Source organism: Cyanobacteriota bacterium, from assembly GCA_025054735.1.
In the GTDB taxonomy this organism is placed as follows: Bacteria; Cyanobacteriota; Cyanobacteriia; order SKYG9; family SKYG9; genus SKYG9.
In genome coordinates, this window is the sequence record JANWZG010000383.1 from 1 (window position 1) to 3812 (window position 3812).

General features: G+C 49.9%; 4 protein-coding genes. 2 read left to right on the plus strand and 2 right to left on the minus strand.

Features of this window, described 5'->3' with window-relative positions; genetic code table 11:
• Nucleotides 1-260, minus strand: a 260-nt coding sequence (locus tag NZ772_15405) for an ABC transporter substrate-binding protein (GenBank protein ID MCS6814942.1), incomplete at its 3' end; no start/stop codon positions are given.
• A gap of 417 nt (nucleotides 261-677) precedes the next feature.
• Between NZ772_15405 and NZ772_15410 the strand changes: the two genes are divergently transcribed.
• Together NZ772_15410 and NZ772_15415 are read left to right on the plus strand one after the other, a co-directional pair.
• Nucleotides 678-1565: a 4-hydroxybenzoate solanesyltransferase gene (locus NZ772_15410; protein MCS6814943.1), complete on the plus strand. Its 888-nt coding sequence runs from the start codon at nucleotides 678-680 to the stop codon at nucleotides 1563-1565.
• A gap of 103 nt (nucleotides 1566-1668) precedes the next feature.
• Nucleotides 1669-3144, plus strand: a complete 1476-nt coding sequence (locus NZ772_15415; GenBank protein MCS6814944.1) for a leucyl aminopeptidase — start codon at nucleotides 1669-1671, stop codon at nucleotides 3142-3144.
• A 101-nt stretch (nucleotides 3145-3245) separates the two neighbouring features.
• On the opposite strand, the gene NZ772_15420 is transcribed toward NZ772_15415, so the two are convergent.
• A complete protein-coding gene (locus NZ772_15420) occupies nucleotides 3246-3626 on the minus strand; it encodes a hypothetical protein (protein ID MCS6814945.1) in 381 nt (126 codons plus the stop codon).
• Nucleotides 3627-3812 lie beyond the last annotated feature (186 nt).

Genomic DNA, 3812 nt, shown 5'->3' on the forward strand with positions numbered 1-3812 from the left:
CCACCAGCTTTGTTAATTTCCTCGATCGCCAGTTGTTCAGCATCGACTACACTCTTTTCCGAGATTGCCATCGTGCCACTCAGTGAATGCAGAATGCCTACCTTAATCGTACCTCCACTGGCAGGAGACGCTGCTGGTGACTCACCCGTTGGACTAGAGCCAGTCGGTGTTGGGGAAGCACAAGCCTTCAACAAAACGCTGGTTCCCAGTGCAGCAGAGCCATACACTAAGAACTTTCGTCTACCAAACTGATTTGTCATAAGACAACAAATTCTCCTCAAAAAACACTAAGCAGAGACTGTAACCACAATGCAACGTTGTCCATAAAAACTCCTGAAACAGCTAGTTTTCCTAAACCAGCAGAACCAGCCAACAGACCAGCTAGTCATTTAGCTAATCTATGCATTCAATGCGTTGCGAACCAAAGGGGAGTGAGGACGATGTTTCTGAGTCTTCGCAGAGGACAGAACGAAATAGTAGGGCTACTGTTTAGGGAGAATTGTTATATACGCTACAAAAAGGATCTTCTATAGTGCAACTGAAGTGTTGGCTCGCTAGCACGTAAAATAAGGTTACTCACCATGGGCAAACAAACGGGTTTTGACTTGGATTCTAGCCCCCGCAACCTCTGGGGAATAAGGGGCTGAGAGCTGGTGCTAACTTGTTGTGGATGATCTATGATTCGTGACAACCATGAACCTCGATGGTGGACGATCGTTCGCCTGTTGCGCTGGGACAAGCCTGAAGGACGCTTGATCCTGATGTTGCCTGCTTTATGGGCACTAGTGCTAGCGGCTAAAGGGCAACCAGAACCGTTATTAGTTGTAGTGATTGTGCTGGGTAGTTTGGCGACGAGTGCTGCTGGATGTGTTGTCAACGATCTGTGGGATCGAGACATTGATCCCCAGGTACAGCGGACACTCAACCGTCCCCTTGCCTCCAGAGCACTGTCGGTTACAACTGGCATTGTGGTGGCGATCGTTGCCTTTGCCTGTGCCCTGGGGCTAGCTATCTACCTGAATCCCTGGCGTAATCCCTTGAGCTTTTGGCTATGTGTAGCAGCGGTGCCAGTCATTATTGTCTATCCGTTGATGAAGCGGGTATTTCCTATTCCCCAGTTGGTGTTGTCGATCGCGTGGGGCTTTGCAGTTTTGATTAGCTGGACAGCCGTAACCACTCGGCTAGAACTGGGAACTTGGTTACTCTGGGCAGCTACAGTGCTTTGGACGATGGGTTTTGACACCATCTACGCTATGGCAGACCGTGAAGACGATCGCCGCATTGGCATCAACTCTAGCGCACTATTGTTCGGTCGTGCAGTTCCCCACGTAGTGGGCAGCTTTTTCTTCGGCACAGTTGCTCTGCTGTCTTGTTTAGGAGTTGTGTTAAAGCTGACGCTCGGCTTTTGGGTAATGCTAGTGTTAGCGGCTCTAGGTTGGGCACATCAATATCGACGGCTACAGCGCAATCAGTTATCAGCCGCTGACTATGGCCAGATGTTTCGTCAAAACGTTTGGATAGGTTTCCTGCTGTTAGTAGGTATGGAAATTGGGTTGTTGCTGTAGGCATGGCTGGCTGGTATTGAGTCATAATCCATACCGAGTTTGCTGTCTTAAGGCATGATGTAAGTAAATGGTTGTATGAGTAATCAGGAGACAATAGGAACGAATGGATATCCAGTTGGTGGACACACCGTTACTAGAATGGACGGGTGATGGTTTAGCAATCAGTTTCTTTGAAGATGCCGTGGAGGTAACGGGTGACCTAGCAATCCTGAATAACCAACTCGGTGGCGTTATTCAAGAGTTAATCGCTGAGACGGAATTCAAAGGCAAAGAGGGCACGAGTGCTACAACTCGAATTGGGGGCAACACCCTAGTGCGCAAACTGATGCTGGTCGGCTTGGGCAAGGCAGATACTCTAAAACTAGACGGGCTGCGGCGGGCCGCGGCGGCTTGTGCTCGGTTTGCCCGTAAAGAAAAGTGCAAAACCATTGGGATTAGTCTGCCGTTGTTTGCTGACAATGCTAGTCTCACGACTCAGGCGATCGCCGAAGGTGTGATTCTAGCCCTCCACCAAGACAATCGTTTCAAGTCTGAACCTGATGAAAAAGAAACCAAACCTGACCGGGTTGACCTATTCGGACTAGGCAATCAACAAGCAGCCCTGAGCATTGCTCAACAGGTTTGCTCTGGGGTGATTCTGGCCCGTGAGTTGGTTGCTGCCCCTGCCAACATTGTTACCCCCCTCACTATGGCAGAAACGGCTAAAACCCTCGCCGAAGATTACCATTTAGAGATAGAAATCCTGGGGCAAGCTGAATGCGAAGCGCTGGGCATGGGAGCATTTTTAGGTGTTGCCAAGGCTTCTGACTTACCCCCGCAATTTATTCACCTCACCTATAAACCAGAGGGTACGCCCCGCCGCAAGCTGGCGATCGTTGGCAAGGGACTCACCTTTGACTCTGGGGGGCTGAATCTCAAGGTTGCAGGCAGCAGCATTGAAATGATGAAAATGGATATGGGTGGTGCTGCTGCCATGTTGGGTGCGGCTAAGGCAATCGCCCAGATTAAGCCTGATGTTGAGGTGCACTTCGTTAGTGCCGTAACTGAAAACATGATCAGCGGTCATGCTATGCACCCTGGCGATATTCTGACGGCTTCTAACGGTAAAACCATCGAAGTGGGTAACACCGATGCTGAGGGTCGGCTTACCTTGGCAGATGCCCTTGTGTTTACAGAAAAACTGGGTGTAGATGCAATCGTAGACCTAGCAACCCTAACAGGAGCCTGCATTGTAGCCTTAGGGGATGATATTGCAGGTATGTGGACTCCCGACGACACCCTAGCAGAGCAACTTGCAAAGGCAGCCGACTTAGCTGGTGAAAAGCTCTGGCGAATGCCTCTAGAAGAAAAGTACTTTGAAAGTATGAAATCTCCGATCGCTGACATGAAAAACATCGGCGGTCGATCGGCTGGCGCTATTACCGCCGCTCTGTTCCTCAAGCAATTTGTCAAAGATACCGCTTGGGCACATCTAGACGTAGCAGGCCCAGTTTGGGCAGATAAGGAATCTGGTTACAACAACGCTGGCGCTACCGGCTATGGTGTGCGTACCCTAGTTAACTGGGTGCTGGCCTCATAGCGTATGAGTAGTGCACGAGTCACTATTTGCCTGCTATCTCTATGACTTCTGTGTAGGCAGCAGCACACCTCAGGAGCAGGGAATGGGCTTAGGGGTAATCCCTAGAGCGTTGAAGCCTGGCTAGGCTTGTGGAATAGTTGTCGTTGCTCTTCGACATAGCTCTCACCGAGGTCATTGCCACCCACACGAATGGGTTGATAGCGTACAATGCCCTGGATCAAGACTTGATCCCCTGGGGTAAGATTAGTTCCTTGGGTTACTACCCAGATTGACCCAGTAGCATCAACTAGTTCATAGACCTGACTCCCTGCTAGAGGTACCTGCCTACCAACGGTTCCCTCTAGATAAACCGTTATATTTTGCTGCGATCGCGCTGAAATCTCCCGGACGCTGGTAACATCTACACTGGGTTTTGCAAGGGTTTGACTAGATTGGGTTACCCCAGAATGTAAGCCATTTGGTGGCTGGTTACAACTAAGCAATCCACCAGAGATCAGTATCGGCAACACTATTAGCATGTTCTTAACAGCCCTTGGCCTCCGCTGCCCTAGTTTTTGCTGCCTCATCGTTGTTTGCTACCTTCCTATCCGATGCCTACAGCCCAAATTTTAGACGGTAAATCCCTGGCTCGTCATATTCAAGCTGACCTAAAAGCTCAGATTCAAACT

Coding starts and splice junctions, on each gene's coding strand:
- NZ772_15410 (MCS6814943.1), top strand. CDS start 678: ATGATTCGTGACAACCATGAACCTCGATGGTGGACGATCGTTCGCCTG.
- NZ772_15415 (MCS6814944.1), top strand. CDS start 1,669: ATGGATATCCAGTTGGTGGACACACCGTTACTAGAATGGACGGGTGAT.